Genomic DNA, 17,394 nt, shown 5'->3' on the forward strand with positions numbered 1-17,394 from the left:
CGTCAAGGTTGCGTCTCGAGTTTGAAGAACGGGGACGGATCGTTGATGCGCCGCAGCACGTAGTCCAGTGGCGTCAGAGTGGTCAGTGCCTGGCGCCGTTCGGCCGAGAATTGCTGCAGGTGCGGTTCGGCGATTTTCAGGTGTGCGGCGGTGTATTGCTCCAGCGGCGCATCCACGGACGCATAGTGAAAATGCGCGAGCCACAGCGGCTTGTCGTGGCCGGCGATGTCCAGCACCTGGTACTCCTGAAAGTAGTCCCGGCGTTTTTTGGTCCTGATCCGGCCTTGGCCGTTCTTGACGATGCGCACCTGGTTGTTATCCAGCAGCCACTGCAAATACGCCTGTCGGGGCTGCCGATCCTTGAGCAGGCTGGCGCGGATACTGACGCCCTGAGCACGTAACCGGACGGCTGCACTCTTGAGCTCCCCGCTCAGGTTGCCCACAGGAAGCCGCGCTCCGCCCGATGCGCGTATGCGCTCCAGTGCCTGCTCGACATTGATCGCTGCCTGCTCCAGTCGTTGAGCCTGATGATCGAAAAGATCCTGCATGTCCGCTGGAATACGATTGGGCTTGAAGGCATCTTTGCGGGTTCGATCAATGAACGCCTGTACGTCCTCATTCAGGGTCAAGGCATCGTCGACTGTGTCGACGTCATCCAGCACGGGCTGTAGACCGGGGGCCGGCCTGGCGGGAAGTACTTCCCTCAGGGGCAGTTCGTCCGCTGTGGAAGCCTTGGCGGGCGCAGAGTCACGTGGTCGAGTCTTGGTGACTTTGCCAATAGGGCGGGAGGGACCGGCAACGGCGGGTTTGGGCATCACCGGTGGATCGTTTTGTCTAACCTCGGGCAGTAGCGTATTCAGTTGCGTCTGAGCCAGTTGCTTGAACTCGCCGATCAATGCGCTGACCCGTTTAAGCTCGGACGCTTCCACCTTGTCGGGGTATTCGCCGGGCAGGTCTTCGAGACGCTGATTCACATCGGCGTAGACATCGATCAGCCGGCTCAGAGTGTCGATGCGCTGTGCGGTGGCTTCACCGCTGTCGTGCGTTCTGATCAAGGCGGCATGCTGGTGGGTGGCGGTTGCGGCCTCGATAATCAACGAGCCGACCGCTTCACGCGCCGGCTCGTCGTTATCGGAGGCGGTACCGCGCACGCACAACTCGTGGGACATGCCGATTTCGTTGGACTTCAAGTCCCACTGATTAAAAGCGGGAAGCAGCTCTCGCAGGCTTTGCGAGGTGGTCATGCCCGCGTGACCAGCCGCCTCCAGGTTCTCAAGCGATGCCTGGGAAAGCTGCAGGCGGGCGATGATCTCCTGGCTCAATGCCAACGCCTGCCTGACTCCCTGAACATGCGTCTGCAATAAAGCGTTGGAGTCGATGACCGTGTCTTGCGCCAGTATTTCGGTGAGTTTGGCGTAGTCGTTGCGCTTGAATACGAGCCACAGGCAGATGTTCTTTTGCAGCACGATGGTCATGCGCTCTAAATCGTTGAGATAGCCTTTGGTTCCTCCTGTGAGACGCCATTGCTCGAGATTTTTCAATGCCTGATCGTAATCATCGATCAGCTTTTCCAGACGAGCGACGTAACGCTGTGTCGCCTGCTCGTGCGCGAGCCCGGTTGCGCCCAGCATTTCTGTATAGGCCTCCTTCAACTCGGCATTGTTGGCGACCTCCTGGCCTTTGAAAGTCTCCAGCGCAACGCCCAGTCGTTTCTTCTGCTGCTCCTTGGCCTTGCGTTGTGCTTTGAGCTGGCTTTGCAGACTGGTGCCCCCGGCGCCCCCGCGCAAGCGCAATCGGGTGTCGACAAACCACTGTCCTTGCGTGTTATGAATCAACAGCGGGCCGGTTTTCGAGGGGGTCTGCGGATCGACGATTTGCACCTGCTCGTTGTCGTTTTCCACGACACGGAACCAGCGCTCGCCAACCTGTGCGTAGGTGTTGCCGTCCAGGCGATACAAGGGCGCGGTATCGTGCGAGAGGGTTTCCAGCGACGGAGTCGTGAGGTCGACAGTCGGCACTTTCAGGCCCTCCAGATACAGCGCCAATGCCGTGCCTGAGCGATGGGGCACTGAGCCGCCGGGCTCAAGTGACGAGTAATGGCTGGACGCAAGTTCGCCGGTCAAAGGTGTCGTCATTAACGTCACGGTGGGCTTGGCAAGTGCAGTCGATGGCGTGACGCCGACCTTGAGCCGCCTGTCGTGCTCGTCCCGTGGCCCAGCCTTAAGCCTGGCCCTGCGTCGAGTGGCGGCATGTTGCGCCAGGAGCATGCCCAGGTTCAGAAGCATATCGGCGATGGCGCTCCATTGAGCATGAGCATCACCGCGATTGTGCGCGTCCAGAACTTGCTCGATTTCGCTGATGCTTTGCCAGACCCAAACCGCAGCCCCTGCCGGGCCACTGAGAAAATTCGAGGCAATGTTGAACAGCGCCCAACCGCTGTTCCGAAGCAGGGCCCAGCGTCGTTGTGCATTGGATAACGATTGGCGGTCGGCGAGTTCGGCCATGGCCAGGGCATGGTTCTTGAACAGGGTGGGGAATACATCGCCGCTCAGTTCCGTTGAAGAAAGTTCGACGGGACCGGCCCAGCCCGAGGATGTCCAGGGTTCGGAGAGCAGTTGTACGCTCAGCCACGGGTTGGGAAAGCCGATGGGAAACGTGTATTGGGCGTATTTGAAAGCGAGGGTGGAATCGGGCAGCCACGCCAGCACCGAGTCCCTCAGTTCGCCTGGCTGGTGCAAGGCGTACAGCAGGTTTTGCGCTGACGGGAATTGCAGCAACGGTTGTTCGAACAGCGGGCGATAGAGCAGGCAAGGACCCTTCTCTGGCTGGCGCGCAGCGATGATGAACATATTGGCAACGGTGTCGCCGGCGGTTTCCCCGGCCCGGATGAAGGTCAGGGGACGAATGACCACCGGTTGAGCGTGACCGGGCATCGGCTTGAGCCATTCGCGCACATAGCGACACCCCAATTCGTCTACGCCGCCAATGCGCCGGATCTTGCACTCCAGCGCAATCAGCGGCAGCAAAGCGCGCAACTGGCTGATGTAGAAGTGCTCCTGCAAGGGTGCCTGCACCGGATCGTCAATCAATTTGTCCTTGATCAGGCGCGGATACGCCTCGCCAATATCGACCTTGCTCGCGATCTTCGTCAGGTAGCCTTCATCCAGCCATTCGGGGACCGTTTGCGGCGGGTTGAATCGAAGCGTTGCCTGATACGGCGCGGAGTTTTGAACGGCGTATTCGCCGAGCGTTTCGGTATGAACATCGAGCGGGTTGGGCAGCGTCAAACCACCTGACTCGAAGCTGTTGGTGATGGTGATCTCGAGGCTATCGAGCGGCAGTCCGGTTGCGGATGGTTTGTCAGCCACGATCGCTTCGCGCATGCGCTGCTGGGCGAAGGTGGTCATGGGCGGAATCCGGAACAGTTGTTTGTCCGTCTGCCTGTACAGCTTGCCCAGCGCATTGATCGATTGGCTGTAGTGATCCAGGTCCGTCACCGAAGCACCAAAAAGCCAGTCGGGTATTGCGTCGGCCAGCTCGACGAGCGCGTTTTGCTCCTGGATATTGGCGTTTTCTACCTGAGGAGCCGAAGCCAAAGGGGTATCCAGTTCGGCGGCAAGGCCTTGAGCTGTAATCGCGGCAATGGAATCGAGTTGGTTGGCGATCAGGGCCCAAGCCATGTGGTCGAAAATATTGCCCTCCGGTTCAAACAGTTGCCATTGCAAATTTTGTCCGGGCGGCAGCTTATCGAGGCGGGCCGGCAACGAAGCACCTAACTGTTCCAGTGAATTGAAGGTTTCGTAGCCATATCCCACGGTGTACATCATGACCAGATCGCGCTCTTCATAGCGCCCTGTAATCACCGCGGCTCCGGCCAGTGTCTGGTGTCGGGTGATGCCTTGTGCGTCGATGGTGTCACAGTCGACGAGGCTGACCTGAATAGTCGAAAACGTCGGGTCATGAGCCAGGCGCGACTGTTTATCAGGATGACGCGAGATGGCGCGAGCCACCCGACACTGATCCTTATCCCAACCGTTGACACTTTGAACATTGAGGGCTTTGCGCAAGGCTGCGGAAAGCTCCAGCCAGTGCGGTGCCAGCTGCCCCTTGAGGTTCCAATAGGCCAGTTGCTGTTCGCCATAGGCAACCAAGAGCAGGGGTGAATAGTCATTGAGCAACTCGGCGATGGCTTCGATATCGATATCCAGATGCACGACAGGCGTGGCCAAGGGATTCAATGTCAGGAAGTGCTCGCCTTCGAGATAGTTGACGCTTGTTGAGGTAGCGAACAGGTTTATCAACGTCTGGGTCAGCGATTCAAACTGTGTGGGCCTCGCCTCGAGCACGCCGTCCAGGATTTGCCATTGAGGCGTGCCGATCATGGTTTGGTCGGGGTCGATATCGCGCTCGGGATACCGCGCCTTCAGCGCTTGGCGCAGTAGCAGGGCGGCGACCTCATCGACCGTGGGGCCTCTGCTGGTCTGGTGAATCACTTGGCTTTTTTTTAGCAGTGCGGGCGTTTCGGTATCTTCCAGGTGTTCAGTCATCGCCAACTTCCTTCTTGACGTTCGAGGCTTTTGAAAAGAACAGTGAATTGGCCAGCGGCGGGCTGATTTCGCTGCGATAGATGGCGATCAGCTGGCTGCTGGAAGCCGAATTCAGATCGAATGCCCCGGCCATCAGTCGTTGATTACGCAGTTTCAGGTGGGCGGCAGTAAACGCTTCGGCGGGGCTATCGGGGCCGGCATAGTGGAAGTGGGCGTACCACAACGGTCGGCCGGTGCCTGCCTCGCGAATCTCGTATTCCTGCAGGTAATCCTTGCGCGGGCCTTTGAGTCGACGCCGTTCACCATTCGGCACGATATCGATTTCATTTTTGCCCGATAGCCATTCGACGCGAGCGGCCGTGGGCGGCTGTTGCTTGATCATCTCGACCCTGATTCGGTAGCCCTCGGCATAGAGTCGATCGCGCGCTGCGCTCAATTGCGTCACCAGCGCTGTCGTGGAGGTCGTTGTATTCGAACCGGTCGGGGTCTGTTCCAGTGTCCTGGCGCTTTTGTCGAGTTGCTCGGCTTTGTGCTGGAACAACTCCTCGATTTCCACCGGTATACGGCCAGGCTTTTTTGCGCTCGCTTCGGTTTGCCGAATGAAGGTTTCCACGCCCTCGAGCAACGTCTGGCCTTGAGCAATTTGCATCTGGAGTTCGGGCACCTGGATGGCTGGATGCCGCTTGGGTTGCACGCGCTCGACCCACACGCCTGGTGTCTTCTCGTGGAAGGTGGCGATCACTTTGCCGGTCATGGGCGATTTCACATCCAGCAGGACCGGTTGTCCCGATGCCGAGGGACGAACTTCGCCAACGACCGTACCCTTGAAGCGCGTTTTGACGACCCGTTTGCGCGATGCCGGTGCGGGCCTTGAAGGGCCGGGACGGGGCTCCACCGGCAGTTGTTCGCGCAGCAGTTGCGCCAGATAGGCTTCGGTCTCTTGCTGGAATTCGCTGATCCGTTTACGTACGTGTTTGAACGGTTGCTCCAGAACCGCTTCCTTGTGGCTGAGGCTGAAGTCTTCGAAGGATTGGTCGATGGCGGCAAACTGTTCGAGCATCCCGTTGAGGCCTTCGATGCGGTCGCCCTCAGCCCATGTACTGTCTTTGAGCATCAACTCCTGCGACGTCTGGATAACCAGGTTGGTGGTATCGAGCAGGCGTTCGAATGCGCTTCGAGCATCAGTCAACCCAGCACTGTTTCCTTCTTTCAGACAGACGTCGCGAGCCAGCGAAACCTGGAGTGCCTTGAGATCGTTAAGGCTGAAAGCAGGCAATTTTGCCCGATAGGTGCTGGCCACCTCGGCAGCACTTCTACCGAGTCGGCTCAACGCCGGGAACTGCGATTGTGCAAACTCGATTTTGCCGATCATGCCCTCGGTCAGGTCGGTCATTTTCTGGTAGGTGGCGCGATCGCCGGCACCCCCTGCCGTTTCTTCAGCTTCCAGCAACGCCAGGGTTTCCCTCAGGGTTTGAGCGAACGTTGGACTGCGTTGGTCAAGCCACGTCTGGTTGAAGAACAGCTGAGTGCCGAGCATCTCGATCATGGATGCCCGGTAGTTGGGCACTGTTTCCAGCAGGCTCAGGGATTTCATCTGTTCGATGGGAGCGGCGTAGTCTTGGGTGCGTCGCTCGAGCTGCTCGAGGAATTGCGTTTGCGCGGTGAGCAGAGCCTCGTCGCCGACCGAATTTTTCATGGCGTTGTGGGCGTCCGTCAGCTCCTTGCGTGCCTTCTCGCGTCCGTCGTTAAACTCGGCCAATTGACTCTTGAGTTCGGTGATGCGTGCACGGTTTTGTTGCTTCAGTGCCTTGCGTTGGCTCGACAGCCCGCCGCCCCGCAAGCGCAGGCGCGTGTCGACGAACCATTCGCCGCGGTTGTTGCGGATCAGCGCCGGACCGCTGCGCACAGGCTGCTCCCGTGAGTCGATGATCGACACTTCGCCCGTGTCCTCGACCGCGACCTCGAACCAGCGCTCGCCCACCGGTGCGTAACAGGCGTTGCCCTTTCGATAGAGGTGACGATACAGGCCGCTGTCGTTGACGGGCGCTGATAGCTCTTCGGGTGGCGTGATATTGAAGCGGTCCAGGGTTCTGGCAAGGTCCAGGGTCGTATCGGTCGCCACGGACTGGCGATGTTGCGCGGGAGGGTGTTCGCTGGGAATGTCGGGCAACTGCACGACGGACACCGGTTGCGGGGCCGGTTTTTCGGGGGGCTCGATCGCTGTTGCTATCGGCTTTTCCTCGGCTCTGCGCACAGGCGAATTACGCGTACTGGCGTGATGGGCCAGCACCATGGCCAGGGTCAGCAACAGATCGGTCATGGCGGATGTCCGTTGCTGATCGCCACTGTCGGCAGCGTCGAGGGTTTGCTGCACGTCATCCAGCACTTGCCAGATCCACGCGGCCGTCCCGACGGTGCGACCGAGAAAGGGCAGTGCGGCATTGAGCAGCGTCCAGGCTACGCGTTTGAAAGTCTCCCAGCGATATTGCGCATTGGACAACGATTGCCGTTGCGCCATTTCAACCAGCGCATTGACGTTGGCCTTGTACAAGGTGGCCAGGTAAACGCCGCTGAGGACCCGTTGGCCAAGGGTGACCGGGCCGCTCATTTGCAGGGAGGTCAACGGGTCGGCCAGCTGTTGGGAAATGCTCCAGACCGAAGGTCGGTCGCCGGTGAACGTATAGTTGGCGTAGTTGGCGCGGGCGTCGTCCGGCAGCCAGGCGAGTACCGATTGGCGCAACATCGGCGAGTGTTTGATGGCGTAGATCAGGTTGGCCGGCGTCGGGTACTGGCTCAACGGTTGCTCAAGCATTGGCCGGTAAAGCAAGCATGGTCCCTTGTCCATCTGCCGGGGGCCGATCACGAACATGTTGGTCACTTCATCGGTGGCGCCCCCGACACGCCAGCCAGGCGTGAAGGCCAGTGGGCGAATCACGATCTCCTGGCCGTCCACCCAGCGATTGGCGTCGAGCACCTGGACCACTGCGGCGACATAGCGATAACCGGTCTCATCGATGCCGTTCTGGTTGCGAATCTTCAACTGTAAGGCCTGCAGCGGTAACTCTACGCGCAAATGACTGGTGAACAGGTTCTGGCGCCGCAGGCTTTCAACGGGGTCGGCGAGCAGCTCGCTTTTGATCAGCGCCGGGTACTTCTGGCCGATGTCGACGCGAGTGATCAGCGCCTCCAGATAGCTTGGCGTCATCCATTGCGGCACTGCTGTGGCGCTGGTGCTACGTACGGATTTGTTGCCCTGGGGCAGGGCAATCAGGTTTTGCAGTGCCAGGTCGACCAGGCTTAGGGTCGTGCGCTCGGGCTCCACCATCGGCACAAAGCTGCCCCAGACCACCACGCTGTCGACCACGATCTCGATGTCCGCCAGGTTCAGTCCTGCCGCATCGGCATGATCGTTGAGCATGGCCTCGCGCAGTTGATCCAGCGCAAATTCGCGGATCGGCTTGAGCCCGTCCTGAAAGGACTTCCCGGCGTTCTGATTACGCACGGTCACCAGGTCCATCAGATGCCGACTGTAGGCGGTGAGATCAGTGGGAGAAGCATCGGCCATCCAGTCAGGCAGCGACTGCTCGACCTGATTGAATCGCGAGGATGACTGCTTGTCCGTCGGGTCGAGCTCACTGGTGGTGCGGCTGACGTGGGGCGCCAAGTCTGGATTGCTTGCAGCGGGTTCGTTGGCCAGCGCACCGATGGCGTCGGCTTGCAGGGCGATGAGGTTGCACGCCAGGCGGTCGAAATAATTGCCCTGGGGTTCGATCAGGCGCCAATGCAGGACGTTGCCCGGTGTTTGCCCATCGACGTCCGCCACCAACGACGCGCCCAGTTCCTCCAGGGAGTCGAACGTCTGGAAGCCACGGGGGATGGTGTGAGTGATAACCAGGGTTCGAGTGCCCAGGGTTCCGATCAGGACTGCCATGTCGAGGATGTTGACGTGAGTCGAGGCAGCACCGCTCATGGCGTCCAGGTCGATCAGGCAGGCGCGTGACTGATAGGGGTCATGGGAACGGCGTGTGCTTTTTTCCGGGTAGGCGAACAGTTTGCCGGCCATGGCGTGTTGGTCGCTGTCCCAGTCCGGGTTGGCCTCGATGTTCCATAGATCGCGCAAGGATTTGGACAGCTCCTGCCAGCGCGGAGTCGACGCGCGGGTGTACTGGTTCCAGTAATCGACCTGCTGTTCTTGAAACGCGACAAACAGCAACGGCGCCAGCTCATTGAGCAGGCGCCCGATGGCCTCAATGCTGACTGGCAGTTGTACGGGCGTCTGCTCCTGAGGCTGCAGCGTGAGGTAGTGTTCACCGTCGAGGTAGATCACTGGCGTGCCCGCTACACCATGGTGCACCAGCGTGTCGGTCAGCGATTTGAAGTGCCGTGGCCCGGGTTCGACGCGCCCATTGTGATAGGCCCAGGTTGGCATCACCACCATGGCCAGGCGCGGATCGATATGTAGATTCGGGTACAGCGCTTTCAGGGCAGGCTGCAGCGCGTGGGTGGCGACTTCCCTGATCGAGGGGCCGGTGACCAATTGGGTGAGCAGCGCATTCTGGTCGGAGGAAAGGCCGGGTAAAACGGGAGGGCGGGTGGCGTCGGTCATGGTCACATCCTTTGTGTGGTTAGCGGGCACCGCAGAACATTCGGTGCGCGAAGCGTTGCAAGGTAGTGACGGGCCGTTGGGCGATGGCGGTAAATAAATATCGCGGGCAAAAAAAGACCCGCGCATGCGCGGGTCCGGGGAAGCGGTTGAAGCGATACGGGTCAGGTGCCTGACTTGATTTTGGTCCAGGCCCGGGTCCGCGCACGTTCGGCATCGCGAGGCAGCGGTTGCAGGGTATAGAGCGTGCCCATCGCCGTGTCGGTCGGGTACAGGTTCGGGTTATTGCGGATCGCCGGGTCGACCAGCTCGGTGGCGTCCTTGTTCGGGTTCGGGTAGCCGACGAAGTCGCTGACCGGCGCAATCACCTGCGGTTGCAGCAAGTAGTTGATGAAGGTGTAGGCGTCTTCCGGGTTCTTCGCACCCTTCGGAATGGCGAGCATGTCGAACCAGATCGGCGCGCCTTCTTTTGGCAGCCGCATGTCGACGACGACACCATTCTTGGCTTCCTTGGCGCGGTTGGCGGCCTGGGAAAAACTGCCGGAATAGCCCACGGCGACGCAGATGTCACCGTTGGCGATATCAGCCATGTACTTCGATGAGTGGAAGTAGGTGATATACGGGCGAATCTTCATCAGCAGCGCTTCAGCCTTGTCGTAGTCCGCAGGCTTTTTGCTGTTGGGGTCCAGGCCGAGGTGTTGCAGGGCCAGGGGCAGTATCTCCGACGGCGAGTCGAGCAGGGCTACGCCGCACTGCTTGAGCTTGCTGATGTTCTCTTCCTTGAAGATCAGGTCCCAGCTGTCCACTGGTGCGTTATCGCCGAGGACTGCCTTGACCTTGGCCGGGTTGAAGCCGATCAGGATGGTGCCGTACATGTAAGGCACCGCGAATTTGTTCCCCGGGTCGTTGGCTTCGATCAGCTTCATCAGCTTGGGATCGAGGTGGTTCCAGTTCGGCAGCTTGCTGCGGTCCAGTGGCTGGAACACGCCAGCCTCGATCTGCTTGGCGAGAAACACGTTGGACGGCACCACCACGTCGTAACCGGAGTTGCCGGTCAGCAGCTTGGCTTCGAGGGCTTCGTTGGTGTCGAAAATGTCGTAGACCAGTTTGGTCTGGGTGTTCTGCGCCTTGAAATCTTCCAGGGCTTTGGGGGTGATGTAGTCGAACCAGTTGTAGACGCGCAACGTTCGTTCTTCGGCGTGCGCGGCGCCACTGAGCACCAGGGCACTCAGGGCCGGCACGATAAAGCGCTTGAGCCTTTTCATTGTTTTAATTCCTCACTGAGCGCTTTCAAAACCTTCAAGGACGTTCACCGCGTTGATGCCGATTTCCTCGACCGCGTAACCGCCCTCCATCACGAACAGCGTTGGTTTGCCCAGGGCTGCGATGCGCTTGCCCATGGCCAGGTAATCCGGGCTGTCGAGCTTGAATTGTGAGATCGGATCGTCCTTGAATGTATCAACGCCCAAGGACACGACAATGATGTCCGCGCCGTAGCTTTCGATCTCTTTGCAGGCCTGTTCCAGCGCCGCGCTCCAGGTGTCCCAGCCGCTGCCGGCGGGCAACGGGTAGTTGAAATTGAAGCCCTCACCGGCGCCTTCACCCAACTCATCTTCATAACCGAGGAAGAACGGGAACTCGGCTTCCGGGTGGCCGTGGATCGAGGTGAACAGCACGTCGTTGCGTTCATAGAAAATCGACTGGGTGCCGTTGCCGTGGTGGTAGTCCACGTCGAGGATCGCGACCTTTTTGTGACCCTGGTCGAGGAAGGCCTGGGCGGCGATGGCCGCGTTGTTGAGGTAGCAATAACCCCCCATCAAGTCGCCAGCGGCGTGGTGTCCTGGTGGACGGCACAAGGCAAAGGCACTGCGCGCGCCAGCCTGGATTTCTGCCTGGGCAGTCAATGCCACTTGCGCTGCGCTGTACGCTGCCTGCCAGGTTCCGGCAGTGATCGGCGCACCGCCGTCGAAGCTGTAGTAACCGAGCTGGCCGTGCAGGCTGGTCGGTTTGATTTGGCGCAGGGTGCGGGCCGGCCAGGTGTAGGGCAGCAGGTCGCCGTCAGTGTTGAATTCGGTCCAGCGCGCCCAGGCGCCTTTGAAGAAGTCGAGGTAGTCGCGGCTGTGTATGCGCTCGATGGGGCCGAGGCCGAAATCCTTGGGCGCTTCTACCGGGCCCAGGTTCTGGTTTTGCACCCGGGCCAGCACGTGGTCGGCACGCGAAGGCATTTCGAAGCAGGGCTTGAGTTGCCCATCTATCAATTCACAACGGCCGTGGTGCAGATGGTGATCATTCGAGTAGATCGTCAGCATTTCTTGTTCTCCGCAGGCTGATTCGGTTGAGCACAGTCTTGCGGCATGGACGATTTTGGAAAACGGCAGGAAAGGCCAAAAGGGGATCGATATGGCCAAAAAATCTGACCGAAATTCGCCCCTTTTTAATGCGCCACGCCCTGGCATGGCGCGTGGAATTCAGACGCTGTGGAAGCGGGCTTGCCCGCTCCCCCAGGGTTATCCATGTGGGCGGAACTGGCTTGGCGCTACACCACTCCAGCGCACGAAGGCATGGCGAAAGCTCGCGGTCTCGCTGAAACCCAGGGCCTCGGCAATCTGATAGATCGGCAACTGATCCTCGCACAGCATTTGCTTGGCCTGTTCGAAGCGCAATTCATCGAGCAATTCCTGATAGCTGCAGCCCAGGTCCTTGAGATGCCGACGCAGGGTTCTCGCCGAACAGTTCATCTGCTCCGCCAGGCCCTCCAGCCCAGGCGCCGCATTCAGTTGCGCACTCAGCAATTGGCGGATTCGCCCCAGCCACGCCTGGCGTCCGGTGAACTCGGTATTCTGCTTGCGGCAACGTTCGGCCATGGCTTGATGGGTAATCACGTCGGCCAAGGGCAAGGGTTGATCGAGCCAGTGCTTGTCGAAGGCGAAGGCGTTGTCCCGTGCCCCGAAATGCAGCGGGCAGTTGAAGTGTTCGGCATAGGTCGCTTCGTAGTCGGGTGCGGCATGTTCGAAGCGAGCGGCGAGCAGTGGCAGCGGATGACCGAGCAGGTCGTCGCAGATGACCTTCAGCGAAACCAGGCAGAACTCGGCGTTGAACACCGCCATCGCCGGGCTCTCGCGATAGTCGGCCGCGACGAACCAGACACGCTCGCCATCTTCCTCCAGGCTCAGTTCGAAAAGTGTTCCCAGCAGCGCCGGATAACGCATCGCCAGACGCAAAGCGTCACCGAAGGTGGCACTGGTGAGCAGTGCATAACCGAGAATGCCATAGCAGGACACGTGCATCCGCCGGCCCAATTCCAGGCCGATGTCACGCTTGAGTGCGACAGCGTTGGCACAGACTTGCATCTCTTGATTGGTGGTGATGCGCGTGTCGGCGCGGTTCAGATCCGCCGCACTGATGCCGCTGCCGGCCAATAGCGCCTCACTGGACAAGCCTTCAGCCTTGAAGGTGTTGAGGATCAGCGAGACGGCATTGAGGGTCGTGAGATGAGAGTGGAGCATGGCGACTTCCAGTCTTGATTTGCTGGATGGGAGCAAGTTGTGTGCCGGGCCCGGAGTAATGGGGGGGCGGCACGCCCGGTGAAGCCAACGGTTACAGAAGCTATACGTGGATACCGCCTTCCCGTGTCTGCAAGGTTATTACCTTGGTCATGACGGTCACACGCCCGAGTGTTGGCTGTCGTGACGACATTTCATGTACCCAGGGATGGACTTTAATCATGACCTCTTCAAACACGACCTCAACCGATACCCGCCTGCTGCGTCCCCTGCGGCCGGATGCTGAGGTGGCTTCACAGGCCTTGAGCATTTTGCACCTGTTTGCCAATCGCCCCACCTTGCGAGAAACGGCCCGAAGGACCTTGCAACAAGTCCTGGATGACCTGTTTCCTAGTCTCGATATCAAGGTTGCAAGCGCTGCCGTACTCGAACCTCGGTGGAATGAAACCCCGGGAGGGTCAAGCTTTGCGGGTTATCTAAGCTACGGACTGACGGATCTGTTGCTCGAAAGTTACTGGAAGGGCAGTTGCAGGGTTTTCAGTGACAAGAGCTTTCTCTCACGGTACTCCAACGTAGAAACGCCTCCAGCCATTGACGTTGAATTGAGCGAAATCAGCGAGGTGCTCGATGAATGGGGGCCGCAGTTGCTGCAGTGCTATCAACAAGAGCTGGTCGACTTCTGGAGCCAATCGAGCGGGAACGACGCCGGTCTCTGGCAGCGACTGCGCGATCTGTTCCGAGAGCAACTGCGGATAGCCTCCCAAGCACTTGCCGGTGAAGCACTGCTGGCGGTCCAGGGCGTGCTTGATTACCCCGATAACACCCAGCGCGAAAGGGTCCAGGGCGATGCGGCGACCCAAGCTGCCGTGACATTCGTGTATGAGGACGTCAGCACCGCCACTGCGGATGATGTGCTGGTCCTGTCGATGACCCGCAATGTGGGTGGGCGAACCATTGCGTTACTGTTCACATTGTCCGGCGGAATCGAAGTATTCAGCTCCGAGGAAGCCATGACGCGATCCTGGTTTGGTGTGCGCCGTGCGGGACCCCTGTCGCTAAGAAACTACAGGCCTGAACATGACATTTTCGACGCGCTGACCCTGAGTCTTCTCGAGCGTCAGCTGCAGGTTATTGCGGCAATCAAACCCGAAGTATTCGCCGACTTGCCGACGCTCGAACGACGGCTGGAACAGGTCAGTAGTCCCTCGACGTTACTGGGTGCCTTTCATTCAGGTCATGAAGCCAGGTTGTCGACGCTGGAAGACTTGTTGCCATCATGGCTAAAGCAAGCCAGTCCGGCGGATCGCGTTGCTTACAGCAAATTGCTGGCCTCGCAGGCGGGCCAGAATCGAACCGGTACCACATTCCTGTCGGACATCGCGCCCATTCATGAGTATGCCGAGCAGGCATTGAAGGCGCTGATGGTCGCAGACGATCCGACCCGTGAGCCTATCAATGTGCGCGATATCGAGGTGACGCAGCAGCGGTTGGAGAACACGGCGTTCGAAATCATTGATCCGCCATTTCCCGAGCCTCGCTACCAGACAACCCGCTCGGCATTTTTGCAACTGGCCGTGAAAAATATCGGCGCGTTGCCCCTGGTTCCATCGCAGATCCATTATCGCAACGGCGAACCACCGGCGTGGCTGACCTATGACTATCTGAGGGACCTGACCACTCGCGCCGACATCGGCCAGCGTTATCCCGACCTGTTGCAGCGCAAATTGCTGGGCGACTTCGACGAGTACAAAAAGCGACGAGAACAATTTCGCGCAAGCATGAGCATTCAATTGCCGCTGTTGGCACTGGAACTGAAAATCCGCAAGCGCTTGTCCGATCCGGCTTATCGACAGGTTGTCGCCGCCCTGCAAACGGCCGCGGTCGATCGTCAGGTCGAGGGACATGCCATGGTGGTCAGACCGCTGGGATTCCAGGCTGGAGCCGACTCCAGAACGGACTACGTCTTGAACATGTTTGTGATCGGCCCGCAGGAGCTTGGACGCGGGCCACACATTCTCTACCGACCTGCTTCGGACGAACCAATGCTCGAGTTTGTCTCGTGGGCAGATTTGTTGAGCGCCATTCAGGAGGATGAGTCATTGCAGCGCAGCGTGCTTGCCGGGCTGGCACCCTCGATTCGCCACATCTATGCCAACGGCGGCTTCGTGGAGCCCCATGTAGGAGGGGTCATTCTCGGTGAGTTCGACGTGCTCCAGTTGCAACGCGTCTCGCTCGCCAGCGCGGTCTCAGTGGACGTGTTCAGCGCGCTGTACCGGGCTTGCGCCCAGGCACTGATCGAGCAGGCCAAAGGTGATTCCGTATCGAACTCAGAGGCCCGCTGGGATCAACTCAAGGACTTCGGGTGGGCATTGTTCAACCTGTTACAACCATTGTTGGACGGCCCATTGGCTACTATCGGCCTTTTGGTCCAACTCACCCAAAGCATTGAAGGGCTTGTTCAACGCGAAAATGCCGAGCATCGATTGGAAGCAGCGGCAGATGTGTTGATGAACCTGGCCTTGATACTGGTGCACTCGGGTTCGCCCGTGCCTGCGATTGCGCGCACCGAAGCGTCTGGCGTTGTCGGCGAAACCGCGCTCGATCTGCGCATCCTGCTCGACAATAAAATTGACAGGCGGCCTGTCGGCCCTTTCGGGGGAGAGCCGAAGCTGTCTTTTGGCTGGAACAGCGCGCGAGGCCAGTTGTCAGCTCCACAGCTGGCCAATCTCAACTCATTCAAGCTCTCGGTGCCGCTGCGCGGAGATTCGTTGGTCAAATCCGGCGAGTTTCGCGGGCTATATAAGCAAGGCGGCTACTTGTATGCCTGCGTCGAAGATGACTGGTTTCGGGTGTCGCCTACATTGGATGGGGTTGTGATCACCGATCTGACGAGGGCGTCGCGCAGGGGGCCCTGGTTGAAAAGCGATGAGCAGGGTCGCTGGAGTTTCGATTTCCGCCTACGGCTGCTGGGAGGCATGCCGCTTAGTGTTCGGGCCACAAGGAAGCTTGGAAAACTGGAGAAAAATGCGCGAGATCTATTGGCCGGATACGACGGGCAGGTGGCTGAGGCCAAGCGGATGGCCAAATCCGATCGTCCGCCGGCCGATGTAGAAAGTCTCATCATGAACCAGGCTGACCCGTTTGACGCTGCCGCCAACAACATCGAGGCGTTGACCCGGTCGGCGGGTGAAGTGTCATTAGAGCCAGTCGTCGATCAATTGAGGAATACAGCCACGCGCCTTCGGAAGCTGGCACAGCAAACACGCATTGAAATGTACAAGTCGCGGAATCCGACCGCGGGGGCGGTGGAGTATCTGTTGGAGGCAGAAGAGATAAGCATCCGCAAGGTCGGCGGGAGAACCGATAGCTCTGGGGGTAAAGGCACTGACTTTTTGCAGGAATACGAGATCCGCGATACCGACAACAATGTGCTGTGGTATGCCCATTTTCACTACCCGACAAAAGAGGCTGCTCCAGATTCCTTTGCCAAGGCGCATTTGAAAACGGTCGCGCAGCGCCGCCTGGGCCTGAATTTTCAGAAGGATCAACAGGCGGCTGGACACGCAGTGACCAGCATATGGCGTGGCGACATTAGCCGAACGACGGCCAGGCAGGTGTTTTTCCATCAATAGACTGAAGTGACAGGGCAAGCCTTCCTGACGGCGACGGACAGGAGGGCTTGCTAAGTTGCAACCGGCCCTGTTTGCCTCAGACCAGCTCGCCACAGAGGTCGAGTTCTACAAGTCGACGGACTTCGCTCGTTTCCAGCCCCGCCCCCAACAACCCGTGCAACTTGCCGAACGCCGCTTCACGGGTCATGCCGCCGCCGGACAACACACCGACCCCGCGCAAGCGACTGCCGGCCTCGTATACATCCAGCTCGACGCCACCTTCATGGCACTGCGTAACCGCCACCACCACCACGCCTTTGTCCCGCGCTCGCCCCAGGCTGGCGAGGAACGCCGGATTGTCGCTGGGCCCGGTTCCACTGCCATAGCACTCCAGCACCAGCCCCTGAATGCCGCTGGCGAGCAAGCCGTCCAGTACCTCGGCGCTGATGCCGGGGAACAGGGGCAGTACCGCGACATTCGCCAGTTGCCTGGGTTGGTTGTAGTTCAACTGCGGCGCAATCGAAGGCGCTTTCACGCCGCCGCCCTGACGTTCCAGACGCTTGAAGGGATGGCGGCCGAAACTGCGTACTTTCGCGCAGCGGGTCGGTGCCAACAGCTCGCCATGGAAGTACAGGTGCACACCCGGTGCCAGGCCTTGGCCCAAGGCAACCAGCGCGCCGCTGAGGTTTTCCCAGGCATCGCTGTCGGTGACGCCGGCCGGCAGCATGGAGCCGGTGAAGCACACGCGGGCCTGCAGGCCGAGCAACTGGAAGCTCATCGCCGCAGCGCTGTAGGCCAGGGTGTCGGTGCCATGCAGGATCAGCACACTGTCGCAGCCTTGCACGTCAACGGCATCGACCACGGCTTCACGCAGTTGCTGCCAGTAGGCCGGGGTCATGTTGGCGCTGTCGATCAGCGGCGACATCTCGCGAAAGCGCCACTGCGGCACGACCCGTTCCGGTTGGCTGTGCAGGTACTCGCGCATGCGCGCTTCGAAACCGGAGGCCGGGGCCAGACCATGGGCGCTGGCTTGCATGCCGATGGTGCCGCCGGTGTAGAGCACCATGACGTGCTGGGCGGCAGGGTAGTTCGAGGAATTCATGGGGATTCTCCGGAAGGAAGAGTGCCTG

At 59.7% G+C, this 17,394-nt stretch carries 7 protein-coding genes; 1 reads left to right on the plus strand and 6 read right to left on the minus strand.

The features are described 5' to 3' along the window. Positions 1-2: 2 nt before the first annotated feature. The 5 genes from BLV61_RS15815 to BLV61_RS15835 all read right to left on the minus strand — a co-directional run bounded on the left by BLV61_RS15815 (position 3) and on the right by BLV61_RS15835 (position 12,656). On the minus strand, positions 3-4,547 hold the full coding sequence (locus tag BLV61_RS15815; protein WP_090466322.1) for a dermonecrotic toxin domain-containing protein: 4,545 nt from the start codon (positions 4,545-4,547) through the stop codon (positions 3-5). Then, positions 4,540-9,153 (minus strand): dermonecrotic toxin domain-containing protein, encoded by a 4,614-nt coding sequence (locus BLV61_RS15820; RefSeq protein WP_090466323.1) that lies wholly within the window; start codon positions 9,151-9,153, stop codon positions 4,540-4,542. Before BLV61_RS15820 ends, BLV61_RS15815 begins: the two co-directional genes overlap by 8 nt. Before the next feature lie 161 nt (positions 9,154-9,314). Then, complete coding sequence (locus tag BLV61_RS15825) at positions 9,315-10,415, minus strand: polyamine ABC transporter substrate-binding protein (protein WP_047535235.1); 1,101 nt, start codon at positions 10,413-10,415, stop codon at positions 9,315-9,317. A gap of 12 nt (positions 10,416-10,427) precedes the next feature. After that, positions 10,428-11,459, minus strand: a complete 1,032-nt coding sequence (locus BLV61_RS15830) for a histone deacetylase family protein (protein ID WP_047535232.1) — start codon at positions 11,457-11,459, stop codon at positions 10,428-10,430. A 198-nt stretch (positions 11,460-11,657) separates the two neighbouring features. Then, positions 11,658-12,656, minus strand: coding sequence for an AraC family transcriptional regulator (locus BLV61_RS15835; protein ID WP_047535230.1), 999 nt, complete (start codon positions 12,654-12,656; stop codon positions 11,658-11,660). A gap of 218 nt (positions 12,657-12,874) precedes the next feature. Between BLV61_RS15835 and BLV61_RS15840 the strand changes: the two genes are divergently transcribed. Beyond that, entirely contained in the window at positions 12,875-16,285 is a 3,411-nt protein-coding gene (locus BLV61_RS15840; protein ID WP_090466325.1) for a dermonecrotic toxin domain-containing protein, read from the plus strand. A 76-nt stretch (positions 16,286-16,361) separates the two neighbouring features. On the opposite strand, the gene BLV61_RS15845 is transcribed toward BLV61_RS15840, so the two are convergent. Continuing rightward, positions 16,362-17,366, minus strand: coding sequence for an asparaginase (locus BLV61_RS15845; protein WP_090466327.1), 1,005 nt, complete (start codon positions 17,364-17,366; stop codon positions 16,362-16,364). Between the last annotated feature and the right edge of the window lie 28 nt (positions 17,367-17,394).

This window comes from Pseudomonas mohnii, assembly GCF_900105115.1.
In the GTDB taxonomy this organism is placed as follows: domain Bacteria; phylum Pseudomonadota; class Gammaproteobacteria; order Pseudomonadales; family Pseudomonadaceae; genus Aquipseudomonas; species Aquipseudomonas mohnii.